This is a genomic window from Paenibacillus sp. FSL M8-0334 (genome assembly GCF_038000405.1).
Lineage (GTDB): Bacteria > Bacillota > Bacilli > Paenibacillales > Paenibacillaceae > Paenibacillus_AQ > Paenibacillus_AQ campinasensis.
This window is the reverse complement of sequence record NZ_JBBOCH010000001.1, coordinates 1,852,840-1,876,778: the sequence shown is the minus strand read 5'-3', so window position 1 is coordinate 1,876,778 and position 23,939 is coordinate 1,852,840. Positions and strand designations below refer to the sequence as shown.

Sequence of the window (23,939 nt, the reverse complement as noted above, 5' to 3'; positions counted from 1 at the left end):
GATGAACATAACAACAACACAAGTGTGGCAGGAACGGGCCAACCGGGCGCAGCGCGCGCTTGACGAGCTGTTCTGGAATGACGGCATTCGCATGTACAATATTCAGACGCCGTGCGAGGACGGATTGTGCAACGATATTTTTCATTACTGGTGGATGGCTCACGCGGTTGACGTGCTGGTTGACGGGCTTTTGCGAACCGGAGATCAGCGGTATGCACAGCGGCTGCGGGATTTCCATGAGGGTATTCTGGAGCGCAACGGCGGTCGCTGGCCCAATGAGCTGTACGACGATATGGAATGGATGGCGCTGGCCTGGCTGCGGGCTTACGAAGCGACGGGCGAGCCGAAGTACAAAGCGGCTGTGCTGACGTTATGGGAGGACATCAAGACCGGTTGGAATGAGCAGATGGGCGGCGGCATTGCCTGGCAGAAGTCCCAGCTCGATTACAAAAACACCCCGGCCAATGCGCCCGCTGCGATTCTGGCCGTACGGCTGTACAAGGCGTTTGGCAGTCCGGATGATCTAGCGTGGGCGCAGCGGATTTACGACTGGCAGCTGGCTCATCTGGTTGATCCGGCAACCGGACTGGTGTGGGATGGCATGAACCGGACCGGCGATGGCACGATTGATAAAGACTGGAGGTTCACCTACTGTCAGGGGGTATTCATCGGAGCGGCGCTGGAGCTGTATCAGGTGAGCGGACAGACGTCTTATCTTGAAGCAGCGATGCGAACGTTCGGCGTGGTGCAGGGCGAATTCACTTCGCCTGAAACAGGCCTGCTCCCTGATGAAGGCGGAGGGGATGCCGGGCTGTTCAAGGGCATTCTGATTCGCTATTTGGCGGAGCTGGCCAAGACGGCCCCGGCTTCTGCGGATGTGGCTGCGTTCATTCTCGGCCAGGCAGAGTCGGCATGGCAGGCGCAGGGGACGACGGAGGAACTGCCGCTCTTTGGCACCGATTGGGGCCGCAAGCCGGCATCGGGAGAGGCCGTTCAGCTGAGCGCGCAGCTCAGCGGTGTCATGCTGCTGGAAGCGGCGGCGCTGAATTCTGCGCCACGGGCGTAAGGGAAGGGAGCGGCTGGAATGGAGGGAATGCATGGAATGCATGGAATGCAAGGAATGCAAGGAATGCAAGGAATGCAAGGAATGCAAGACGAGCACCTGACATCCTCGCAAGGGGGCGTCTGGGCAGATCGGGCAGCCAGAATGCATCGGGACCTGTTTGCCTGCTACATGAATGAAGACACAGGAATTCTCGATCAATGGTATCCGCGCACGGAGAATCGGCCGGATGACAACTTCTATTACTGGTGGCAAGCCCATGTCCTCGACGTTCTGGTAGACGCCTGGGAGCGCAGTGGCGATCCGGAATTGCCGGCGCAAATCGGGCGTTTCTGCCGCAGTCTGGAGAAGTATAACGGAGGCACGTTCAAGCATAACTATTATGACGATATGGAATGGACAGCGCTGGCGCTGCTGCGGGCATATGATGCATTCGGCGATCCGTGGTACAAGGAGAAAACGCTGGAGCTGTGGCTGGATATTCAGACGGCGTGGAACGAGCATTGCGGCGGCGGGATGGCCTGGAAGAAGGATCAGCTGGATTACAAGAACACCCCGGCCAACGCGCCGGCCGCCATACTGGCGGCCCGGCTGTTCCGGCGTTTCGGCGATGAAGCGGACCTGGCTTGGGCCATGCGCATTTACGACTGGAATAAGGCCCATCTCGTCGATCCGTCGACAGGCTTTGTCTGGGATGGCGTCAATCGGCTGGGCGATGGCCGCATCGATAAGGACTGGAAGTTTACCTACTGCCAGGGTGTGTTCATCAGCGCTGGAGTCGAGCTGTATCTGTGCACCGGCGAAGCCGGCTACATGGAGGACGCCCGGCGGACGGCGCAGGCCTGCTTCGAGGTGCTTGCCGACCCGGACAGCGGGCTGCTGCCCGATGAAGGCATCGATGATACCGGACTGTTCAAGGGCATCCTGATCCGCTACTTGATGGAGCTCCTTCGTTTCGACCCGGCTGTTCCGCGTGTCCGCAGCATCATTCTGGCCAACGCGGAACGTCTGTGGCAGGCAGGCATGCAGCCTTCGCCGCTGCTGTGCGGTCCGGGCTGGGATGCGCCACCGCAGCTGCCGGTGCAGCTCAGTGTCCAGCTTAGCGGATTGATGCTGCTTGAGGCAGCTGCTGCCCTTGAGCGCGTGCGTGATCAACCGTAAGAGGGAGGTTTCGGGATGATGAATGTACTGGTCGTTGATGATGAAGCAACGGAACGGGAAGGGATCAAAAACCTGATCCATCAATACAAGTTCCCCTGTCATGTCCTCGAAGCGGACAACGGCTCCGCAGCCGGAGAAATCCTTAAATCTTATGCCGTGGATCTGCTGATTACGGATGTGAGGATGCCGATGATGAACGGCCTGGAGCTGAGCAAGCTGGCCCGACAAACGCAGGAAAACCTGCAGATTGTCATCTGCAGCGGGTACGGCGAGTTTGAATATGCCCGCAGCGCGATCAAGCTCGGGGTCGTCAATTACCTGCTCAAGCCGCTGGACATCGACGAATTTCTGGAGGTCATGGAGCAAGTGACCCAGGAGAAGCCGCATACCGATCCCGACCACGAGACGGAGGAATCGAAGGTGATCCGGCAGGTCAAGCAGTTCATCAAGGACCATTATCAACGGGACATCTCGTTGTCCGAGGCGGCGAATGAGGTTTATCTGTCTCCCGGCTACTTGAGTCTGTTGTTCAAAAAGGAGACCGGCGTTAACTTCTCCAAATACCTTACGGATTACCGCCTGCGCAAAGCCGATTATCTTCTGCTCCATTCCAACATGAAAATCAACGATATTGCGGCCTTTGTCGGCATCGACAATCCGTCGTATTTCTGCAAGCTGTTCCGCAACAAGTACGGCGTCAGCCCGCTGCAATACCGGGAAAGATAAAGCGGTCAAACGATGATGATACGCCTGATCAAGAGCATGTTCAATGATTTGAAATTTCGCGGCAAGCTGCTGCTCTCCCACCTGATTATTGCGCTGATTCCCATTTTGCTGCTGGGCACGCTGTCTTTTTACCAGTCATACCATGCCCAGATGAAAGAATTGGAGAATGAAGCCCGGTCCAGCCTGGACCAGGTCGCGAGCATCCTCGACTATAAAATCAACCGCTATAACATGCTGTGCGAGTTCCTCGTGCTGAACCGGGAGTTCTCTGCCGTGTTCCTCAAGGACTATGACAGCAACTATTTCCGGATGTACCTTGACCTGCGGGATGTCGTAGACCCGCTGATTGCGCAGACGAAATTGATGGATGAAGATATTGAAGATATTACGTTCTATGTGTCCGGGGATTTGCTCGGGATTCGCGGGAACATTCTGCCGCTCGCGGAATTGAAGCAGCAGCCTTGGTATGACGGGGAGAAGGGGAGACGCTGGATCGTCCATGACGGGCGCGTCTATTTGCTGCAGCAGCTGATCAGCAACAGGAGAGAAAGCAATTATATGGTGATTGCGATCCATCACGACAGCCTGTTTGCCGATTTGAGCCGGCTGTCCGAGCATATCTCGGTCAGCATCATCAGCGGGGACCGTGGGCCGGTGTATGTCAGTGCGCTGCCGATGGATACGCGGGAAACGACCGTTCTCCGCAAGCCGCTGCACAACGTCGACTGGACGGTGGAGTACACGATCTCGCATGCCAATGCCTATCTGAATGCGCTGACGATTTTTAAAATCACCTTTTTTGTCATTATGCTCAGTCTGCTGATTACGTTCTGTCTGATCTATATTTTCTCCAGCAACTTCACCCGCCGCATCGTCCGGCTGAAGAACAAGGTCGACAAAGTCGAGCAGAACAATCTCGATGTCGTCATCTACAGCTCCTCCAGAGATGAGATCGGTGAACTGACCAACGGCATTGCCAAAATGCTCGGCCGGATCAACTGTCTGATCAAGCGGGTCTATGAGGCGGAAATCGCCAAGCGGGAGAGTGAGTACAACCAGCTGATTGCGCAGATCAATCCGCATTTCCTGTACAATACGCTATCGTTCATGAACTGGCGGGCGGTGAAGAAACAGGATATCGAAACAAGCTACATCGTTTCGGCGTTGGCGAAGTTCTACCGCACCACGCTGAACAAAGGCAAGACCAGGGTGAGGGTCAGGGACGAGCTGGATAATATCAAGGCCTACATCGATCTGCAATTGATTATGCATGACGGCGGTTTCGAGGCTGAGTACGACGTTGATGAGGAGCTGCTCGGTCAGGAGATCATTCATTTCATTCTGCAGCCTATCGTAGAAAATGCGATCAAGCACGGGTTTGCGGATATGGCGGATGAGGATCGGCTGCTGCTGATCTCTGTCTATCGCACGGGTCAGGAGCTGAAGCTGAGCGTGCATGACAACGGTGTCGGCATGCCTCCGGAGAAGGCGGCACGATTGCTGCTTGCAGAGGGCGGCAGCAGCGGCTGCGGCGTCAAAAATGTCAACGACCGCATCAAGCTGTACTACGGCCAGGAATACGGGCTCACCGTGGAGAGCAAGGTTCAGCTTGGCACGACGGTCACGATCACGCTACCTTACGGACAGTAGGGTGGCTGTCGGTTGATTATGCCTTCCATCGCTCTATCTCCTGGTTGAAGCTTCACGATCCGCAGCGGGCAGTCATGTCCCGATGAAGCTATGCAAATCTTGCTATAAATCCGAAAAACGTTGCATAGTCGCCCCTTTTGAAAACGGATACAATCGAGCTATCACACGAAAAGGGGTTAGAGATATGAAGAAAACCTGGAAAATCGCGCTGATCTTCACCGTTTGCATCAGCATGCTGCTGGCCGGCTGCAGCGGAGGGGACAGCGGCAGCGGCGAGGAAGCGGTACAGGAGAATAACGCGCCGAACTTTGAACCTTACGGCAAGTATGAGACGCCTGTTGAGTTTACGATCGGCCGCAATACGAACCATGTCAACAACCTGCCGGAAGGGGACACGATTGAGAACAACCTGGCCACGCGCTATGTAGAGAGCCGGGTGAGTGTTAGAGCGAAGGTAGCCTGGGAGACTGATGATATGAAGCAGAAGCTGTCGCTGTCGATGACAACCGGCGATCTGCCGGATGTCATGCTGGTGGACCGCGAAATCTTCAACCAGCTGGTGGACAACGATTTGATTGCCGATTTGACCGAGGTCTATGAGAAGACGGCATCGGAAGGCATTAAAGAGATCTACGGCTCCTATGGCGATTTCTTGCTGGAGCAGGTCAAGGTTGACGGCAAAATTATGGGTCTGCCGATGACCAACATCGGCAACCAGCACCAACTGCTGTGGGTCAGAAAGGACTGGGTTGATAAGGTCGGAGCCGAGCTGCCGAAGACGCTGGATGATGTCTGGAACCTGGCCCGTACCTTCATGGAGAAGGACGCTTCCGGCACCGGCAAAACCGGCGGCTTCATCATGGACCAGAATGCGATGAATTTCTCGCCGGTGTTCGCCGTCTATAATGCTTTCCCGGGACAATGGATCAAGGGCGCCGACGGACAGACCGTGTACGGATCGGTGCAGCCGGAGATGAAAGCTGCTTTGGCGGACCTAAGTGAGCGTTACAAGGAAGGGTTGATCGACAAACAATTTGCGGTCCGCTCGAATGAAGAGAAGGAAGCACTGGTCATCAACGGCCAGGTTGGCATGCTCTTTAATCCATGGTGGATCGGCTATACCAACTACAAGGAATCGATCAAGCAGACACCGGAGGCGGAATGGGTTGCTGTATCCGCACCTGTCGATGATGCCGGGAAATTCAAGACGATCCGTCAAGATCCGATTGGCGGAGGGATCGTGGTGGTGAAGAAGGATTACCCGCACCCGGAAGCGATTATGAAATCGATCAATCTGACGACGGACTTCCTGTACTCGCTCACCGAGGACGCTGTCCAGTACAAGAAGGATCATCCGGATGAGCTGCTGACAGACAACAGCCGCTGGAACAACGATCCGACGCAAATTCCGATGCAGGTGGACTATGATGACGTGCTGAAGCGTTACTATGAAGACATTATGCAAGCGGAGGAATCCGGCGATGATTCGTCGATTCAGGAAGACCGGATTGTCTCGTTGCGCGCTTACCAGGAGTTTAAGGAGAAGGGCAACGACGTGGATGCCAACACGTATGGGGAATACCTTTCCCGGATCGAAGGACAGCGGGAAGCCAACAACCCGAACCTCGAAGTCATACCGGGCGCTTTCTACGGCACGACCGAAACGATGAAGCTGAAGTGGGCCAATCTGAGAAAGATGGAAGAGGAAACGATCCTCAAAATCATTATGGGCGAAACCGGGCTGGACGAATTCGACAAGTTCGTTGACACCTGGCACCGCACTGGCGGGGACGAAATTATGGCTGAAATCAATGGTCGATAACTTGGAACCCGGGATGTGATATAAGATGGCTCAAACTGAAGCAAGTGTAGAGCGCGGCACGAAGGTGCCGGCGAACAGCCGTAAAATGCGAAAGCGCCTGGATGGGCTCACGTATCACCTGATGCTGCTGCCCGGCATGATTGCACTGTTTATCTTCTCGATCATACCGATGTTTGGCGCCGTGATGGCATTTCAAAGATTCATTCCGGCCAAGGGGATCTTCGGCTCCCCTTGGGTCGGATGGTCCAATTTCACTTACATGTTCCAGCTGCCGGACAGCAAACAGATCTTCATCAACACGATTGTGATCGCCGTAGGCAAAATCGTGCTGGGTCTCATCGTGCCGATCGTATTTGCGCTGCTGCTCCATGAAGTGCGGCTGAAGCTGTTTAAGAGCACCGTGCAGACGATCGTTTATTTGCCTCACTTTATGTCCTGGGTTGTGCTCGGGACGATGCTAACGATGATCTTTTCCTACGATGGCATGGTCAATAATTTGCTGGAGTTTCTGGGGCTGGAGCGCATTATGTTTCTGGCAAGCAACACCTGGTTCCGCCCGCTCCTGATCTTTACGGATACATGGAAGGAATTCGGATACGGAACGATCATTTATTTGGCGGCGCTGACAAGCATCAATCCGTCGCTGTACGAATCAGCGGCGCTTGACGGAGCGAACCGCTGGAAGCAGATGCTGCACATCACCCTGCCGGGGATTTTCCCAACCATCGTGCTGCTGGGCACGCTCAGCCTGGGGAATGTGCTGAATGCGGGTTTTGACCAAGTGTTCAACCTGTACAACCCGCTTGTATACGAGACTGGCGATATCATTGATACGTTTGTGTACCGGATGGGACTGATCAACATGCAGTATTCGTTCGCGACGGCGATTGGACTCATGAAGTCCGTGATCAGTTTTGTGCTGATTATTATTTCTTACAGGCTGGCGGCCAAATATGCCGGGTACAGGATCTTTTAGGGGGGCGGTGTCATTATGGTAAAGTCACAAACAATAGGGGCCCGGCTCGCCAACGCGCTCATCCTGTTCACGCTCGCGGTCATCGCATTTCTGTCGCTGGCGCCGATGCTCAACACGATCATGATCTCGATCAGCAGCAGCACCGCGGTCAATGCCGGGCAGGTGTATTTCTTTCCTGTCGATCTGAACTTTTCGTCCTATGTCAAAATCCTAAACGATACGAAATTTTGGCAGGCGTTTACCGTATCGGTTGAGCGGGTCGTTCTGGGCGGCGCGATCAACATGCTGCTCACCGTACTGATGGCGTACCCGCTGTCGCGCAACGTCTCGCAGTTCCGGTCGCGCAATGTCTACATGTGGATCATTATCTTCACGATGCTGTTCAGCGGAGGGATCGTGCCCTGGTATATGGTCATCAGTGAGCTGAATTTGATCAATACCATCTGGGCGCTGGTGCTTCCGGGGGCGGTGCCGGTGTTTAACGTGATCCTGCTGATGAACTTTTTCCGCGGCATTCCGAAGGAGCTGGAAGAGGCCGCCTTTATCGACGGCGCGGGGCCGCTGAGGATTCTGAGGCATATCTTCCTGCCTGTCTCCCTGCCCAGCCTGGCAACGATCACGCTGTTTGTCATCGTAGGGCACTGGAACAACTTCTTCGACGGGATCGTGCTGATCAATGACAGCGACAAAATCCCGCTGCAGACCTATCTGCAGCAGTTAAGCCTGACCCGGGACCAAATGCAGAATATGACGGTTGAACAATTACAGCAATACAACAAGGTATCCAATACGACCCTGAACTCGGCCAAAATCCTGGTGTCGATGATTCCGATCATGCTGATTTATCCGTTCTTGCAGCGGTATCTCATTCACGGGATCGTACTGGGGTCGGTAAAGGAGTAAATCGCAAGCAGAGGAGCAGAGGAGAATGACCATAACAGAGCACCTTACCCAGGCGGACTTGATTGCCTTGGTGGAACAGACGATGGGGCATCGCCCGAAAATCGTGGATATGTTCAAACGCTGTTACGATAACACGCTGGAAACGACCATTCGTCGTCACGAGGACGGGACTGTGTTCATGCTGACCGGCGACATTCCGGCGATGTGGCTGCGTGACTCCGTCAATCAGCTAAGACCTTATCTGATCCCGGCTGCCGGGGACCAGGGCCTGCGGGAAATCATCGAAGGCGTGCTGAAGCGGCAGTGCGAATGTATCCTGCGTGACCCTTACGCCAACGCATTTAATGAATTTGAGAATTTCCGCGGTCACCATGACGATCTCACCGATATGTCCGGATGGATCTGGGAGCGTAAGTACGAGGTCGACTCGCTGTGTTACCCGATTCAACTGGCTTATCTATATTGGAAGAATACTGGGGAAACCCGCCATTTCACCGCCGAATTCAAGCAGGCAGCCGAGCTGGTTCTCAAGACATGGCGAACGGAGCAGCGGCATGAGGAATTGTCGCCGTATACCTTTGAGCGGCCGGGTGGCGGCCCTACCAATACCCTTCCCGGCAAGACCGCTTATACCGGCATGACCTGGTCTGGCTTTCGCCCAAGCGATGATGCTTGTGAGTACGGTTACCTGGTGCCGTCCAACATGTTTGCGGTTGTGGTACTGGGATATTTGCTGGAGGTGAATGAGCAGGTTTACCGCGATGCGCATTTTGCGGAGGAGGTCCGTGCGCTGCGGGAGGATATCCGGCAGGGCATTGAGCGCCATGCCTTGATCGAGGATGCGGAATTCGGCCCGGTATACGCCTATGAGGTCGACGGTCTCGGCGGGGTCAATCTGATGGATGATGCCAATGTGCCGAGCTTGCTGTCACTGCCTTATATCGATTATTGCGCCAAGGATGATCCCGTGTATATGAATACACGCAAGCTCATCCTGAGCCGCCGCAATCCATATTATTACGAAGGCTCCTACGCCAAGGGCATCGGCAGTCCGCATACGCCGAAGGACTATATCTGGCATATCGCCTTGTCTATTCAGGGCATGACCGCCGCAGAGGAGGCGGAGAAGCTGGATATTCTGGATATGTTCGAGCGAACGGACGCCGGCACGGGGCTGGTGCATGAAGGATTTCATAAGGATAACCCGGCGCAGTATACCCGGGAGTGGTTCTCCTGGTCCAACGCCATGTTTGTGGAGTTCGTATTAAGTCTGTGTGGTCTTGAAATCAAGATGCGATAGGATGGGACAAAATCAAACGTTCGAAATGGAGGTTATGCTGTGAACAGGAATCTGGGAACAAGGTCGTTACGGAGGTTGTTGGCGCTGCCGCTGGTTGTGGCGCTTCTATTCACATCGGTAATCGGGGCGGCTCCGGTTCAGGCCGCTTCGTTCGGCCCGGCGGATGCGGCGATCCGGGCGTTCAACGCCAAGTTTTGGGACCCGCAGGCCAAATATTTCTGGGCGGACTCGAACCGCGGCGACAACTACCAGAGCTTCTGGGTTGAAGCCGAGCTGTGGGAGATGGTGATGGACGCGTATCTTCACACCTCGGACCCGGAGCTGAAGGCGCAGCTTCGCACTCAGATTGACGACATCTTTGACGGCACAGTCGCCAAGTACGGAGAGGATTGGACGAACAATCCGTTTAATGACGACATTATGTGGTGGGCCATGGGGAGCGCGCGGGCCTATCAAATTACCGGCGAAGCCAGGTACCTGGAGAGAGCACAATATTACTTTGATTTTGTATACGATACCCAGTGGGATGATGAGTTTGCGGGCGGCGGCATTTGGTGGCTGAACAGCGAGCATGATACGAAGAACGCCTGCATTAATTTCCCGGCGGCCCAAACGGCTGTTTTCCTGTACGAACTTACGGGCGATCCGCATTATCTTGAGGCGGCAACCCGCATCTATCGGTGGAGCAAAACGATGCTGACCGACGGGGAGGGCAAAGTGTTCGACCGGATCGAGGTGGCGCGCGGCCCCATCCCGGATTCAACACATTACAATCAAGGGACATTCGTTGGTTCGGCGGTGGGACTGTACCGGGTAACCGGGGACGAGACATATCTGGAGGATGCTGTGAAGGGCGCCCGGTTTACGATGGACCGGCTGGTGGACAACAATCGGCTGCTTAATTATGAAGGGCCGAACGGAGATTTGAAGGGCGGCAAAACGATCTTGATCCGCAACCTGGCATACTTGCAGCAAGCGCTGGACCATGAGGGGAGCGGCCTCTATGACGAGTTCGAACGGGAATTCGATGCCTGGCTGGCCTTCAATACAGCGATGGCCTGGAGTCACCGCAACGAGGAGGGAATTGTCGACGGCAACTGGGTCGGACAACTGCGCTCTGGCACCTATGAGTCTTGGTCATCCTCTGGTGCGGTTCAGGCGCTTACGGTGGTGGAGCCGCAGGAGGTCACGCTGCGTTATCCGGCCAGGAGCGCCTATGACAAGATCGAAGCGGAAAGATACAACATCGGTAAAGGGTTCGTGCTGGAGGGCAGTGCGGAGGGCACGCTTCAGCTTGGCGGCATCCAGGCCGGGCACTTCGCCGCCTATAAGAACGTGGATTTTGGCTCGGATGGCGCGACCGGATTTATCGCCCGGGCTGCCAGCGGAACGAGCGGCGGCAACATCGAAGTCCGGCTCGACGCACTGGATGGCCCGCTGGTAGGCAACGTCCGCGTGGAGGGTACCGGCGGATGGCATCAATTCATCGATGCGGTCGCGGTGCTCAAGGATGAGCAGGGGAATCCGGTGACCGTTACCGGCACCCATGACGTGTACTTGGTGTTTACCGAGGCGGATGATGAATATTTGTTTAACCTGAATTGGTTCCGCTTCACGAAGACCGATCCGACCCAGACTCACGCGTATGCCAAACTGCGCGCTGATGGTCTGGACGGCAGCTCGGGCTTGAGCGTGAACGCTGAGCACGGTTACTTGGAGGGCATTGCCAATGGCGCTCATGCGCTGTATCGCGGCATTGACTTCGGCAGCGACAGTGGTGCGGCAGGGGTGACGATGCGCGTGGCTAGCGGCCATCAGGGCGGAACAATCGAGGTGAAGCTGGATCGCCTGGACGGACCAAGCGTCGGTGTCGTCCAGGTTCCGGCCCTGGGCGATTGGGACCAGTGGGTTGAATTGATGGCGGTGATCGATCATGAACAGGCTGTCGGCATCCATGACGTGTATCTCGTATTTCACGGTACGAATGGTCAGAACTTCCCGTGCAATCTGGACTGGTTCAGCTTTACGACGGTCAAAGGCTCGGCGCGGGATGCCTTCGGCAAACTGGAAGCGGAACACTATACGATTGGCGACGGGTTCGGCACGGAGCAGGGCGGAGGCCAGACATACCTTGCAGGAATGTATGGACCGAATCAGCCTTATGCCATGTACAACTACATCGACTTTGGCGACACGAGCCCGGAACAGTTCCATGTTCATGCGGCCAGTGACACCAGCGGCGGTACGATTGAAGTGAGGCTCGATAGCCCGAACGGGCCGCTGATGGCAACCGCGACGGTGAACGGAACCGGAGGGTGGCAGAATTTCCAGGTGTTCTCGGCGGACGTTACGACTCCCGTCACCGGCAAGCATATCGTGTTCCTGATCTTCAAAGGCTCGGATTGGCTGTATAACCTGGATAAATTTACGTTCGGTGATCCGGACGTATTCACAGCTCCAACCGCACCGCCAGAGCCGGTGACGGATGAAGTGCCTCCGGGCGAGGTGGAGAATGTGCGGGCGGTGCGAGAGAACGGGCACATCCGGCTGTACTGGGATGGACCGTACGATCTGGATGGCAAGCTTGTGCAAATCCGCCTGCTCAAGAACAAAAAGCAAGTCGGAGAAACGTTGGAAATAAGACGCGGAATCCAGACCGCGCTCCTGCCGGAGGTGAAGAATCCCCGGAACCATACGATTACCTTCACAGCCGTGGACCATTCCGGAAATGTGTCCAAAGGATACACGGTTCGTTTGGACAATTTAATAGGTAAATAAACATGAACCAGACCGAGGTGCCGATGAGACGGACGCACCGGTCTGGTTTTTTCTATGCCTGCATTTTTCATGAGTGTCGCCCCGGGGGCTGTGTAGGTATGGGATTTCTCCTCATTATGCCTGCATATCGGTGAACCGCTGTCCGAGTTTTTTCAGGGAAGGTCAGACCGGTGATTCCGACAGAGTCCATTTCAGCGGGGACGGCACGACTTATAAAGCGATGCAGTTTTCCCGGGATGAAGAAGGCGTGATTATTGGAAGAATCATTATTTTGGAATAGGCGGACTTCCAAGCCTCCAGGAGTTATAAACTGAATAAACCTTTAAATGGGCAGAAGCCGGGGAGCTTTGCCGGTTATGTACAGCATTACGAATCAGCATCATGGTTGTAACGCGGCTTCTCTCTTTGTTCGCGGAGCTTCTCGTCCCGGTCCAGCGCCTCCTGGACGAAATCCCTCTTGGGAAGCTTGTCGTTAATGACAAACAGATATCCGATGATGACAAGCTGGAGAATGAGAATAACGGTAAGCATCAGCAGCACTCCTTAAATTAGCAATCATGGACGATACGATGGAACCGGCGCCATTATGCGCCTGCTCTTCGTGAGTCTATTTCCAATAATAACAACACGCGTGCAGGCCATAAGGTTGGCAGAGACACATCGGAGCGGACGGGCAAGCCGACAATAAAGCCGTGACATGAAGCCATGTCACGGCTTGCTGTTTCGTTATGGAACGACATAGATATCCGGTTTCGTAACCGGCCCCATACCGCTCCCCAGGAAGAAGCCTGTATGAGGAGGCTGGTTGTAGGCGACGTTCTGCCAGGCGATGCTCAGCCGGTATACCGGATCATGCATCAGCGTGTATATCTTATGATTGGTCAGATCGGTAGTTGTGTAGATGCGAAGCGCGGTGTTGTCGGATTTTCTCCAGATGACCTCCTCGCGCCAATCGCCGATCAGATCGGCCTGCAGCGTTGGCGTGGCTTTGGTGCCATTGTTGGAGGCGACGCCAGAGCCGGTTAGCAGATTGTACATGGTGTTGTTGTTGTAATTCCACTTGTCGATCCGAATATCGTCCAGCAGCTCTCGGGACAGATCGCCGTCCCACCAGATGCCAAAGTTTATCGAAGGCGTGTTATTGCTGATTTTGGTGCCTGTAATGGAATACAGCCCGACGCCGCCGCTGGCCCATACCTCTACCCCTGGATGGTTCGGGTCAATATCCGCGGCCATACCCCGGCCGGTGTCCCTGCCGGTACGCACCCCCCACAGAATCTGCCCGGTAGCGGCATCCCATACAGCAGCACCGTAAGGTGCATTGGCATCCTCCATAACTTTGAATACTTCAAGTCCAGGCCGGTTTGGATTGAAATCTCCTACATGCAGCGCATCGCCATGCCCGAGTCTGGTGTTGTACAGTGTGGCCCCGTTGTCGTTGATGGTCAGAGCGCCGTAGATGATTTCGTCCTTGCCATCCCCGTCGACATCGGCGACGCTTAAGCTGTGGTTGCCTTGTCCGGCTGTTCCGGGATTGGTGGAGCTGTTGCTGTCAAATGTCCATCTTCGGGTCAGTGCGCGGCCATTCCAGTCATAGGCAACAACAACGGTCCGGGTATAATACCCGCGTGCCATAATGATGCTGGGGTGGACGCCATCAAGATAAGCTACTCCGGCCAGGAAGCGGTCCACACGGTTGCCGTAATTGTCGCCCCAACTGGATACATTTCCTCTTGGCGGAACATAGTCGATGGTCGTTAAGGCTTTGCCTGTCTGACCGGAGAAGACGGTAAGGAACTCGGGCCCGGAGAGCACATAACCATTCGCGTTGCGATGATCGGCATTGGCATTGCCGATGGTGATGCCCGTGCCGTCAACGGTGCCGTCCGCCGTCTTGCAGACGATCTCCGCCTTCCCGTCTCCGTCAAAATCATAAACGAGAAACTGTGTGTAATGCGCGCCGGCCCGAATGTTTCGACCCAGGTCGATTCGCCACAGCCGCGTGCCATTAAGCTTGTAGGCATCCAGGTAAACATTGCCCGTATAGCCGCCTTGGGAATTGTCCTTGGAGTTCGTAGGGTCCCATTTGAGCACGATCTCGTATTCCCCATCGCCATCTAGGTCTCCGATGCTGGCATCATTGGCGCTGTAGGTATAGTTCACCCCATCCGGTGTTCTCCCGCCGGGAGGCGCCTGGATCGGGACATCCAGGTAGTTGTTTGCCCACACGCGGACGGCGGGGGAGGCCGGCTGCTCCACGCCGCCGACGACGGCCCGGACCGTATAAGTGGAAGAAGTCGTGCCCGCAGTATCCAGCAGGTTCGTGCTGTTCGTAATCGGGGCGGCGTTCACTTTAGTTCCGTTCCGATATACATTGAAGGAAGTCGAGAGCTGCTCCGTCCCAAGCAGCCGCCAGCTGATGAACACGCCGCTGCTTACCTTCACCGCTACCAGGCCGCGGCTAATGTTCTCCGCCTGTCTGGGTGCAGCCGACGCTGTGGACACCGGGAGAAACACCGACCCGATCGTGGATACAACAACAACCAGCCCCAGCATCACTCGCCAGAAATGATGTAACCGCTTACTAAACATCATGAGAAACCTCCTTTTTCAATAAAATGATATTGATGATGCTTTTTTTGCGATAGGTTGTCATCTCCCTTCTGGGCTTATTTATGCCCGCTGGAGAACGGCGGATGGACACCGCTGAGGGCAGACCCGTCTTCCACACAGCAAGGCATTACCACATCTATAGATTACATCATAATGTAATATTTTACTATTATTTCCTATAAAAATGTCGATGCTGAGTGTAATCTTTGCTCAAAAAAAGAAGCGCTGGAGAATCATGAATAAATGACCCTTCAGTGCTTCTTTCTATTTTCCTATCCAGATTCACGGAACCACCTGCTATAGACGTGCTGCAACATGTCCCATGAGATCTGTACCCCGCAGGGAGGACGGGAATCCAGGATTCTTATTATGCCCAGTCCCGGCGCAGCGTGAACAGGTCCTTAAGCTCATCGGTGGACAGCTCGGTAATCCAGCCTTCGCCGCTGGAAATAATCTGATCGCTGAGCTGCTGCTTGCTTTCCAGCATCTCGTCTATGCGCTCTTCCAGCGTCCCCATGGAGATGAATTTGTAGACCTGAACATCCTTGGTCTGTCCCATCCGGTATGCGCGGTCGGTCGCCTGATTCTCCACCGCAGGGTTCCACCAGCGATCGAAATGGAACACGTGGTTGGCCGCGGTCAGATTCAGGCCGACACCGCCTGCCTTGATCGAGAGAATCATCACATTCGGCTGTGCTTCCGGCGGCAGGGAGCGGGATTGGAACTGCTCAATCATTCGGTCGCGCGTTCGCTTCGGCGTGCTGCCGTTCAGATAGAGCACGGGCTCCTGAAGCTCCTGCTGCAGCACTCGCTGTATCATCTCGCCCATGCCGATGTACTGCGTGAAGATGAGGCAGCGGTCGCCTTCTTCACGCAGCTCCTTCACCATGGCCAGCAGCCGCTCCAGCTTGGCCGAGCGTCTGACGACTGCCTCGGTGTCGATCAGGGGGCCACCCATCTCTTCGCTGCCGGATCGTCTGGCTGACGCGGGCAGCTCCGGCAAAGGCTCCTTCGTCAGCAGGATCGGGTGATCGCAGAGCTGCTTGAATTGCGTAAGCGCTGCGAGTATCGCGCCCTTGCGCTCGATTCCCTCCAGCTGCTCCATCCGCTGGAGCAGCTCCTGTACGGTCTGGTCGTACAGCGCGCTCTGCTCGGCAGTCAGATGAATGTAGGTTTTCATCTCGTTTTTCTCCGGAAGATCGAGCTGGATGGCCGGGTCTTTCTTCTTGCGCCGAAGCATGAACGGCTTGATGAGCATTTGCAGATCGGCCATGCGCTGCTCGTCCTGGTCTTTCTCGATCGCCTGGATGAATCGGCTGCTAAATCCTCGCAGGCTGCCGAGATAGCCAGGATTGATGAAGTCGTAGATGGACCACAGCTCCGATAGCCGATTCTCGATCGGCGTGCCCGTCAGTGCCACGCGGTGTCTGGCCCGGAGGCTGCGCACGGCTATGGACTGCCGGGTTTCCGCATTTTTAATATTTTGTGCTTCGTCGATGCCGATCGTTTCCCATTTCATCTCTCTTAACATCTCTTGATCCAGGGCGGCCGTTGCATACGAGGTGAGCACGATATCCGCATCGTGTGCCTCTCTGAAAAACGCCTCGTCGGTTTTGCGTCTGCTGCCGTAATGCAGCACCACCCTGAGGGAAGGCGCAAACCGTTCCAGCTCCTTCTGCCAGTTGCCCAGCACCGAGGTCGGGCAGATAAGAAGGGACGGCAGGCGTACCTCGTTCGGCCGGACCGCCCACGCTTTGACATGCAGCAGGTACGCGATAAACTGGACAGTTTTGCCGAGACCCATATCGTCTGCCAGACAGGCGCCAAGGCCGTAACGGCGCATGAAGGCAAGCCAGGAGAAGCCCTCCTGCTGATAGGTGCGCAGCGTGGCCTTAAGCTCGTCGGGGACAGGAACGCTTGGCCATTCCTTCTGCCTGACCAGCTGGCCGAGCAGCTTGGCGAAATGCTCGTTCAGCTCGACGGCGAGCTTCACCCGTTCCGGCGTTTGCAGCTGCTTCTCCGGATCATCCTTCCGCGCCGGCGCGCCGGAGTACTTGCGCTCCCCCTCGGACTCCAGCAGATGCAGCTGCAGAATATCCTGGAAGGACAATCCGTCTTCCCGGTTCATGCCGTCCATCATCTGCCGGATTTGGGCGACGAGCGCCGGATCAAGCGGAATCCACTCGTTCCGGAAGCGGACGAGCCGCTCGCCCCGGGCTACAAGCTCCTTGAACTCGGCCTCGGTCAGGCTCGTCTCACCGATGGCGATACGCCAATCGAAGCTGATCAGCGAATCGAGCCCGAACATCGAACGGCCGCCTTGCGCGCCTTCTCCCCCTTCGCCGGCGCGCAGCTTGGCCCGCAGCTTCGGCTGTTTCCGGCGCGCTGCCTCCCACCAGGCTGGGAGCAGCACCTGCCAGCCTGTCTGCAGCAGGCGATGGCTGACCTCGGTCAGAAACCGCCATGCCTGTTCATCGGACAAAGGCTGGCCGAGGAAGCTCCCGCCCTCGACCAGCATGTCCGCCGGGAGCGCTGCGCGCAGGCCTGTGAGCCAGGCAGCGGCACGCTCATGGATGTGAGTGTCCCATGCTTCGGGCCACGAGCCAAGTGCCGAGCCGCCATCCTTGAGGCCGATCGGGATCAGCTGCCCGGCATCCTGTTTGTCCTGGAGCATAAGCAAGAGCCGCCAATCGTGCGCCTCCTCGTCCGGCTCCAGCAGCTGAAGCAGCGGGCGAAACGGTGCCGTATCCGGCCGCCATCCGATATGGATCAGCCAGGCATGCTGATCCATGCCATCTGCCGCGGACCGGTCGGCGGCAAATAGCAGCGGGTATTCCCGGCGCAGATCGGCTTCAGCCGCTTCGTCGGTATAACGCAGCCGATCCACCGCAGCCGAGAAGGCCGCTTCGAGTCCTTCTTTGTAGTAAGGGCTGTCTGCCAACAGCTTAATCATCTCGCGTTCGTCGGGCTCCAGTGCCCGTTCATCCCAGGTCCAGCTCAGCTTGCCTTGCCGGAAAGCGTCAAGGCTCGGCACATAGTTCTGCGCTTCGATCCAAGCTGCAAATCGGGCCGCCAGCTTCATGAACATGGCGGTTTCCTCATCCCAAGTCCACTCGATATGCTCCAGCAGCCGGAGCTCTGCAAAGAACGAAACGACCTGCTCTGCCGGCAGGATGATCACCTCGACCTCGTCAACGGCCTCGACCGCCAGTTCAGTCCCGTACAGTGATTCCTCATGCCATGCGAACAGTAGGTGCTTCAGCTCCATGCCCGGCAGCGTGCTGCGCATGCTGGTGGAGCCGTAGATCAGCGCATCGCCGTATTCGGTCAAAGCGACATGGATTTTCATCGTATCTGTGTAATGGCTCATGATAACAGCTTTCCTCTCCGCAGCTCTTCCTGAAATGCCCGAAGACGGCTGTGACGGACCGATAGCCCTGTGATGAACAGGTCCCACCGCTCCTGCCGCTTCAGTCGTTTATACAGCTTGGCCAGCCGCTTCAGCAGCTTGACGGCCGCTTTGTAGCCGTCCCGGTTCTTGTGAAGGATATAGCGCTCGACAGCCTGATGATAGAAGGGCAGCAGGAGTTCAGGGGCGTTCTTCTCGATCGGCTGAAGCTCGCTGACCCGAAACTGCAGCGGCTCTTTCTTCAGGCTTAGCTGCAAATCGATCCACAGCCTCCATTCCTCGTAGTAAATCAGGGCCTCCTGATAGATGTCCATCGAGTAAGGGAGCATCTTGCGAAGGGTATCCCACATATCCCCGAGCGCGTCTGGCGACTGCTCCACGACCGCCTGCCAGTAGGCATGGTAGCCGCGCATATGATCGGTGATGTTGCTCTCCAGCATCGGTCCGAGCCGGATCAGCCATCGCTTGAGACGCTCCCACTGTGCCTCATTATAGAGAACCTGGAAGAAATGAAGGATAGGGCCTGCCGGCAGATCACCCTGGTGACGGGTTTCCTCCATGGCTGCCAACGCCTCGTCATCCCGGTTTAAATAGAAGTGCATCAGCCCCTGCGCGATCAGCCAGTGCGTCTTCGACAAGGCTGTGCCCAGTTCCGCTTCAGCGGCCTGCAGATGCCGCAGCTCGTCCTCATAGGCGGCAGGCTCCGGGTGAAGCGGCCGCTTCCAATGCAGCCAGAACTGGATATAGGTGTGGGCATAATATTTGCGGTTTCGCGGCTCCACCAGCATATGCTGCCGAATGCGGTTCAAGGTTTCATCAAGCCGTGGTCGATAGGCTTCCGCTTCAGCCGCCGCAAGCCCGCCTGCCATAATCTGTCCGATTACCCGCAGCAGCTGGTCAGCAGCTATGTGGGTATGATAGCCGAGATAGGTTCCAGAGGAAGCCCAGGCGTTCGGCTGCTTCAGCAGCTTTCCAAGGACAAAGAGATGAGCGTTAAGCTCATACAGCGGATCCAACGCCGCTGGCAGCGGCGGTTTGATGTGATGGAGGGAGGAGAGCGCATTTTTAACGTAAAAGGAATTGTTGGCATTGGCCCCGAGCGAGGCGGTGCACAGCTCAAACAGCTCGTACCAGGCGCTGATCGGCTGCTCTGCCAATTGTTCGGCCTTCTCCCGCCAGTTGACCGACTCGGCCTGTCGCAGACGCTGCTCTTCCGCCGCCTGCCCGGCATAAACCGCAGACCGAAACCCGGCAGCGTGCGCATTGGCCAAAGCGTGCACCGAGCGCCCCAGCGCCTGGGCATACGCCATCATCACGGCCACAATATGCTTGCAGTCCTTGCTGACAGGGCAGCTGCATTCGCTATCTTCCAGGGAGTTCCAGTTCAGACGAACACGATAGAGTTCCTTCCCCTGAACCTCGGCGTCAATGACGCCATCCTCTCCGGTGTCGGTCGAACGGACTCGCCCCAGCTTGAAATACTGGAAGCCCTGCTTGATCGTCACATCGCTGAAGTGCTCCGCAGTGCTCTGAATAAGCTGCTGCCACTGTGCGTCATCTATTGTCGGTATTGAATTCATAAGGTCGTCCCCCGCGCAAAAAAAGTTCTGGGTATCCATTAAATCTACCATATTCGATAAGTCGAAGGAACATGGTGAAGCAGGTTTTAACAGAGGGGATGGACAAGCTGCGCTATTCTTTCTATTTATAAGGAGAGAACAGCTTGATTTGAATGGTATGAATAATCACACTGAACGTGATGTTGGATGGTCTTAACATCGATTCCTCGTTTGTCTTGACTTTGAAATGGAATCTCCAGATTTCACTTCTTTCATTTTGATTACAGCTTGTCACCGGCAGCTTTCGTAGGAGCTTTCATATTTATGAAGAGTTACCCTCACCCGTCCGCTTAGAAATGACGTCGAAAAGTTAGCGATTCTACCAGTCTTTCGCATTTATGTTCTGCATAAATTTTAATGTATAGGACTTTATTACCATTTACTTAAGACTTAAGTATCCTCTAAGATAGGAGTAAATCTGACACAAAATCGAAAAAAATGTCGTATTTTATTCAGGGAAACGCATTCAATGTTAGGTAATATCACATACCCTTTCTTGCAGGGTCTAGCGATGAGGTGGGAATATGCGGCAATGGTTCGGCAAGTCTCTCAAGCACAAGCTTTCCCTGCTGATTATTATTGCAACTTTGGTTCCGTTGCTGTTTCTGGGCATTTTTTCTTTTCGAATGGCGGAGAGCTTCACGGAGGAAAAGGCCAAAATTTCAGGAATGAACACCTTGCGCCAACTGGAGGCGTACTTGGGTACAACGGTGAAAGATGCCGAGAATATATCGGTATTCTTAATCGGTCACAAGGAAGTGCAGTCATATCTCAGGAGCAGTCAGAGCAATTACATCCAGCAGACGGCGATTTTTAACTTTCTAACGAATCTGGCCTTCTCCAAAGACTATATCGCCAACATTATTGTGGAGCCGCTGGATGATAAGGATTCGATTTCCTTTCGGACCCTTGTGCGGTCGGAGTTCACGGATATTGCGCAGGAAGAGCCTGGCTATTATGAGGAGCATGCCAAGTGGTGGTCGGTCGTGCACAGGCAATGGACTTCCGAGGGCGTAAGGAAGGTAATTACGCTGGCAAGGCCGATTCGCAGCACGGACAAGTACAGGCCGATTGGCAATTTGCAGATCAACCTCGATCAGAACGTGATTGCGACCCATGTTCGGCAAGCGGCGCTGGAGCAGACAGGCTTTGTCGTGCTGGTGGATGAGAATCAGCGCATTATCGCCGGCCCGCCGGAGCTGGAGACGAATCTGACGCTGGCTGACTATTATCCATCCATGGGCGAGTTTCACGGGACAAGCGGCAATTTTGATTATGGCGAGGGTGCCGGGAAGAAGACGGTGCTGTACAAAAAAATGCCAAGCGTAGGCTGGATGCTGGTCGGGATCATTCCGACCCAGGAGTATCGCTCACAGAACCAGTATTTTCTGAATTTAACGGCAGTTGCGGTGACGGTGGCCGTGCTGCTGGTTATCATCCTGGTGCTGTTCCTGATTCAGAAGATTACGAATCCGCTAACCGTGCTGGCCCGGTTCCTGAAGAATTCCAGCCCGGAAGAGCCGCTGCCCGTGCTGCCGGTCAAGACGGTGGACGAGGTAGGCCAGCTGATCATTAGCTACAATCGGCTCAGTTCGCGGATTGTGAAGCTGACCGATGAAGTGAAGCTGAACGAATCGCTGAAGAAGGAGGCAGACATGCATGCGCTGCAGGTGCAGATCAATCCGCATTTTCTCTACAACACGCTTTCCTCCATTCACTGGCTGGCCTTGATGAATCAGGATGTGAAGATTGCCGAGATGGTCGGGTCGCTCAGCGATTTCTTGCGCTTCAGTCTCAACAGCGGTCAGGAATATTGCACCATTCAGCAGGAGATTATGCATGTGCGCCATTATGTCAACATTCAGTCGATCCGCTATCCGGATAAATTCCGGTTCGAGGCTCATGTGGATGAGCAGCTGCTTGACCGGAGGATGCTGAAGCTTCTGCTGCAGCCGCTGGTGGAGAATGCGATGCTGCATGGCATCTTGAAACGGGACGGTGAAGGAACGATTGTGATCCGTGTCGAGAAGGAGAGCGGCGATCTTATCCGTTACGTGGTAGAGGACAACGGCATCGGGATGAGTCCCGAGCGACTGAGATGGCTGCGAGAAGGGCTCGCAGAGCCGCCGGTTCAGGACGCGAAGGAGCGAGGGGTGCGCCGCAGCTACGGCCTGCGCAATGTGCACCGAAGACTGATGCTTCACTATGGCAAAAACGCAGGGCTGCATGTGGACAGCACGGAAGGTGTTGGGACCCGAATTGCGTTCACCATTTCCGCGGAGATTCAAGGGAATGGCGGACGAGAACTCATAGACGAGGGAGGCGATGGGCAATGAAGGTGTTGATTGTCGATGACGAGGTCATTATACGCAATGGTCTGAGCACGGTGATCAAGTGGTCGGATTACGGCTTCACGATGCTGCCGCCGGCTGCCTCGGCCGAGGAGGCGCTTCAGCGTATCCCGGATGAAATGCCGGACATTATTTTTACGGATATTCGGATGACGGGAATCAGCGGCCTGGATATGGCTCATGAGGTGAAACAGCAATTTCCGGGGATCGAGATCATTGTCATCTCCGGTTTTGACGAATTTACGTATGCCCAGCAGGCGATGCGCGAAGGGGTGCGCGATTATCTGCTGAAGACGAGCCGCCCTGGAGAAATCGTCCAGGCTGCTCTGAAGGTGAAGGACCGGCTGGAGAAGCGGCGTCAGAGCCAGGCGCAGGGCAAAGCGCAGGAGATGGTGGTGAATCGCGGCTTTCTGCGGCGACTGCTCGCATCCGGCGTGTCCCCTGATGAACAGGCTCAGGAGGAGTTCAAGGAGCGGTTCCCTGATCTGCGCATGGATGAGGGACAGGGACAGCTCCAGGTATGGATGCTGTCGATACGCCTGCCGGAGCACAGTGGAGACGGCAGCCCCGGCGGGGACTTGCTGGGGTTGATCGGAGGCTGTCTGGCTGAATCGGTGCCTTGTGCATGGCTGGAGTGGAGCGGCATGCTGCTCGTGTTGACGCGGGTTGAAGAGCCCGGTGCGCTGAGCAGAATGGACGCGGCCATCCGCAAGGTGCAGCCGAGCACCGGCTATCAGATCATATCGGCCAGCGGTGAGTCGGTAAGCCGTCTTGGGGAGCTTCCGCGAGCCTTGGATACGGCGGTGCAGGCCAGCTCGTACATGTGGCTGCTTGGCGGGGAGCAAAGCATTCGCTATGCGGATATCGGAAAACGAAAGGGCATACGGACCGTATGCAGCGTAGAGGAAGAATCCGAGCTGTCGTCCCTGCTGCGCTCAGGCAGTCGGGCCAGACTCGAGGCATGGGTGGCCGAGCTGTTTGAGCGTATCCGAAGCAGCAAGGAGGCGACGCCCGGCTCAGCGGAAGCCTATCTGAACTCACTGCTTGTCGCTGCCCAGCGCTGGCTGGAGCGCGCGGCTGCCTCGATCGGCTACACCAAGCCGCTGCAGCAGCAGGACGCGCTGAATATTCGCGAGCTGAACAGCCGTCCGGATGAACTGCTATTTCAGGCCCTGGAGCGGATCATGAAGCAGTATGGCGAGATGTCGGCAGCTACGAGCCCCGTGCAGCGGGCGGTGGAGTATATCCACGAGCACTTGGGGTTAAGCCTGTCCTTGCAGCAGGTTGCACGGCATGTTCATATGAATCCGAACTATTTTAGTGAGATGTTCAAGAAGGAGACCGGGCAGAATTACATCGAATTTGTGACCCAGGCCAAACTGCGCAAGGCGATGATATTGCTGAAGGAAACGCCAGCCAAAGTGAGCGAAATCGCCAACGATGTCGGTTACGAGGATATCAAGTATTTCAACCGCTTATTCAAGAAGTTTACAGGTCAGACACCTTCCGAATATCGGACAAGTTCTGAATTTTGTCCCTCTATCGACTGAATTATATCCCCTGTGTAG

At 55.6% G+C, this 23,939-nt stretch carries 15 protein-coding genes; 11 read left to right on the top strand and 4 right to left on the bottom strand.

Features of this window, described 5'->3' with window-relative positions; all coding sequences use genetic code 11:
* Position 1 precedes the first annotated feature (1 nt).
* From MKX64_RS08170 to MKX64_RS08130, 9 genes are all read left to right on the top strand, one after another.
* A complete protein-coding gene (locus MKX64_RS08170; RefSeq protein ID WP_179292071.1) occupies positions 2-1,066 on the top strand; it encodes a glycoside hydrolase family 76 protein in 1,065 nt (354 codons plus the stop codon).
* 72 nt (positions 1,067-1,138) lie between these two features.
* Positions 1,139-2,224 carry a glycoside hydrolase family 76 protein gene (locus MKX64_RS08165; RefSeq protein WP_230875593.1) on the top strand — a complete coding sequence of 362 codons (1,086 nt, stop codon included), beginning with the start codon at positions 1,139-1,141 and terminating at the stop codon, positions 2,222-2,224.
* A 15-nt stretch (positions 2,225-2,239) separates the two neighbouring features.
* A complete protein-coding gene (locus tag MKX64_RS08160; RefSeq protein WP_095264362.1) occupies positions 2,240-2,950 on the top strand; it encodes a response regulator transcription factor in 711 nt (236 codons plus the stop codon).
* 12 nt (positions 2,951-2,962) lie between these two features.
* Positions 2,963-4,600 (top strand): sensor histidine kinase, encoded by a 1,638-nt coding sequence (locus MKX64_RS08155; RefSeq protein WP_244908116.1) that lies wholly within the window; start codon positions 2,963-2,965, stop codon positions 4,598-4,600.
* A gap of 184 nt (positions 4,601-4,784) precedes the next feature.
* A complete protein-coding gene (locus MKX64_RS08150; RefSeq protein ID WP_095264364.1) occupies positions 4,785-6,422 on the top strand; it encodes an extracellular solute-binding protein in 1,638 nt (545 codons plus the stop codon).
* An 85-nt stretch (positions 6,423-6,507) separates the two neighbouring features.
* Entirely contained in the window at positions 6,508-7,398 is an 891-nt protein-coding gene (locus MKX64_RS08145) for an ABC transporter permease (RefSeq protein WP_095264417.1), read from the top strand.
* Between the two features lie 15 nt (positions 7,399-7,413).
* Positions 7,414-8,301 carry a carbohydrate ABC transporter permease gene (locus MKX64_RS08140; protein WP_095264365.1) on the top strand — a complete coding sequence of 296 codons (888 nt, stop codon included), beginning with the start codon at positions 7,414-7,416 and terminating at the stop codon, positions 8,299-8,301.
* Positions 8,302-8,326: 25 nt separating this feature from the next.
* Positions 8,327-9,601, top strand: coding sequence for a glycoside hydrolase family 125 protein (locus tag MKX64_RS08135; RefSeq protein ID WP_155617548.1), 1,275 nt, complete (start codon positions 8,327-8,329; stop codon positions 9,599-9,601).
* 39 nt (positions 9,602-9,640) lie between these two features.
* Positions 9,641-12,379: a carbohydrate-binding protein gene (locus tag MKX64_RS08130; protein WP_341035640.1), complete on the top strand. Its 2,739-nt coding sequence runs from the start codon at positions 9,641-9,643 to the stop codon at positions 12,377-12,379.
* Between the two features lie 366 nt (positions 12,380-12,745).
* Here the strand turns inward: MKX64_RS08130 and MKX64_RS08125 are convergent, their stop codons facing one another.
* The 4 genes from MKX64_RS08125 to MKX64_RS08110 all read right to left on the bottom strand — a co-directional run bounded on the left by MKX64_RS08125 (position 12,746) and on the right by MKX64_RS08110 (position 19,981).
* Positions 12,746-12,910, bottom strand: coding sequence for a hypothetical protein (locus tag MKX64_RS08125; protein ID WP_176475541.1), 165 nt, complete (start codon positions 12,908-12,910; stop codon positions 12,746-12,748).
* 195 nt (positions 12,911-13,105) lie between these two features.
* The gene (locus MKX64_RS08120) at positions 13,106-14,971 is read right to left on the bottom strand and encodes a rhamnogalacturonan lyase (RefSeq protein ID WP_445670832.1); all 1,866 of its coding nucleotides are present in this window, start codon (positions 14,969-14,971) and stop codon (positions 13,106-13,108) included.
* A 388-nt stretch (positions 14,972-15,359) separates the two neighbouring features.
* Positions 15,360-18,362, bottom strand: a complete 3,003-nt coding sequence (locus MKX64_RS08115) for a DEAD/DEAH box helicase (protein WP_095264374.1) — start codon at positions 18,360-18,362, stop codon at positions 15,360-15,362.
* On the bottom strand, positions 18,359-19,981 hold the full coding sequence (locus tag MKX64_RS08110; RefSeq protein WP_095264377.1) for an SWIM zinc finger family protein: 1,623 nt from the start codon (positions 19,979-19,981) through the stop codon (positions 18,359-18,361). The genes MKX64_RS08115 and MKX64_RS08110 overlap by 4 nt, the downstream gene beginning before the upstream one ends.
* A gap of 563 nt (positions 19,982-20,544) precedes the next feature.
* Between MKX64_RS08110 and MKX64_RS08105 the strand changes: the two genes are divergently transcribed.
* Positions 20,545-22,356: a cache domain-containing sensor histidine kinase gene (locus MKX64_RS08105; RefSeq protein WP_095264379.1), complete on the top strand. Its 1,812-nt coding sequence runs from the start codon at positions 20,545-20,547 to the stop codon at positions 22,354-22,356.
* Positions 22,353-23,921: a response regulator transcription factor gene (locus tag MKX64_RS08100; protein ID WP_095264381.1), complete on the top strand. Its 1,569-nt coding sequence runs from the start codon at positions 22,353-22,355 to the stop codon at positions 23,919-23,921. Before MKX64_RS08105 ends, MKX64_RS08100 begins: the two co-directional genes overlap by 4 nt.
* Positions 23,922-23,939: the final 18 nt, after the last annotated feature.

Excerpts from the sequence above, each read along its gene's own strand:
- MKX64_RS08150 (WP_095264364.1), top strand. The coding sequence starts at position 4,785 with ATGAAGAAAACCTGGAAAATCGCGCTGATCTTCACCGTTTGCATCAGC.
- MKX64_RS08115 (WP_095264374.1), bottom strand. The coding sequence starts at position 18,362 with ATGAGCCATTACACAGATACGATGAAAATCCATGTCGCTTTGACCGAA.
- MKX64_RS08160 (WP_095264362.1), top strand. The coding sequence starts at position 2,240 with ATGATGAATGTACTGGTCGTTGATGATGAAGCAACGGAACGGGAAGGG.
- MKX64_RS08100 (WP_095264381.1), top strand. The coding sequence starts at position 22,353 with ATGAAGGTGTTGATTGTCGATGACGAGGTCATTATACGCAATGGTCTG.
- MKX64_RS08145 (WP_095264417.1), top strand. The coding sequence starts at position 6,508 with ATGCGAAAGCGCCTGGATGGGCTCACGTATCACCTGATGCTGCTGCCC.
- MKX64_RS08155 (WP_244908116.1), top strand. The coding sequence starts at position 2,963 with ATGATGATACGCCTGATCAAGAGCATGTTCAATGATTTGAAATTTCGC.
- MKX64_RS08105 (WP_095264379.1), top strand. The coding sequence starts at position 20,545 with ATGCGGCAATGGTTCGGCAAGTCTCTCAAGCACAAGCTTTCCCTGCTG.
- MKX64_RS08120 (WP_445670832.1), bottom strand. The coding sequence starts at position 14,971 with ATGTTTAGTAAGCGGTTACATCATTTCTGGCGAGTGATGCTGGGGCTG.
- MKX64_RS08135 (WP_155617548.1), top strand. The coding sequence starts at position 8,327 with ATGACCATAACAGAGCACCTTACCCAGGCGGACTTGATTGCCTTGGTG.
- MKX64_RS08170 (WP_179292071.1), top strand. The coding sequence starts at position 2 with ATGAACATAACAACAACACAAGTGTGGCAGGAACGGGCCAACCGGGCG.
- MKX64_RS08140 (WP_095264365.1), top strand. The coding sequence starts at position 7,414 with ATGGTAAAGTCACAAACAATAGGGGCCCGGCTCGCCAACGCGCTCATC.
- MKX64_RS08110 (WP_095264377.1), bottom strand. The coding sequence starts at position 19,981 with ATGAATTCAATACCGACAATAGATGACGCACAGTGGCAGCAGCTTATT.
- MKX64_RS08125 (WP_176475541.1), bottom strand. The coding sequence starts at position 12,910 with ATGCTTACCGTTATTCTCATTCTCCAGCTTGTCATCATCGGATATCTG.
- MKX64_RS08165 (WP_230875593.1), top strand. The coding sequence starts at position 1,139 with ATGCAAGGAATGCAAGACGAGCACCTGACATCCTCGCAAGGGGGCGTC.